Annotated in this window: 1 protein-coding gene; it reads left to right on the top strand. The window is 69.2% G+C overall.

The genetic code is table 11. The features are described 5' to 3' along the window. Positions 1-577 (top strand): beta-ketoacyl synthase N-terminal-like domain-containing protein (locus tag AQI95_RS44285; protein WP_167362018.1); only part of this gene is annotated, 577 nt, incomplete at both ends.

The raw sequence follows: 577 nt of genomic DNA, 5'->3' as shown, positions 1-577 counted from the left end.
TGAACTCGCCGTCGCCGAAGAGCCCGCCGAGCAGAGCGGCGTACAGGGGAAGGTGGTCTCGGCCGGACGGTCGGCAACGAGCGTCGTGGACGACCCGGTCGTCATCGTCGGGATGGGCTGTCGCTTCCCCGGTGGGGTCCGTACTCCGGAGGATCTGTGGCAGCTGGTCGCCTCGGGTGCGGACGGGATCACGGCGTTCCCGACGGACCGTGGCTGGGATGTCGAGGGGTTGTACCACCCGGATCCGGATCATGCGGGTACGTCGTACACGCGTGAGGGCGGTTTCCTGCACGAGGCGGCTGAGTTCGACGCGGCGTTCTTCGGGATTTCCCCGCGTGAGGCCCTTGCCATGGACCCACAGCAGCGCCTGCTGCTGGAGACCTCGTGGGAGGCCTTCGAGCGGGCCGGCATCGATCCGACCTCGATGCGGGGCAGCCGTACCGGCGTCTTCGCCGGCGTGATGTACCACGACTACGCGAGCGGCTACGGCAACGGCGAGGAACTGCCCGAAGGCGTGGAGGGCTACCTCGGCACGGGCATCTCCGGCAGCATCGCCTCGGGCCGCGTCTCGTACGCC

This window comes from Streptomyces yokosukanensis, from assembly GCF_001514035.1.
Taxonomy (GTDB): domain Bacteria; phylum Actinomycetota; class Actinomycetes; order Streptomycetales; family Streptomycetaceae; genus Streptomyces; species Streptomyces yokosukanensis.
The sequence above is the reverse complement of the archived record's forward strand: the minus strand, read 5'-3'. Positions and strand labels throughout refer to the sequence as shown.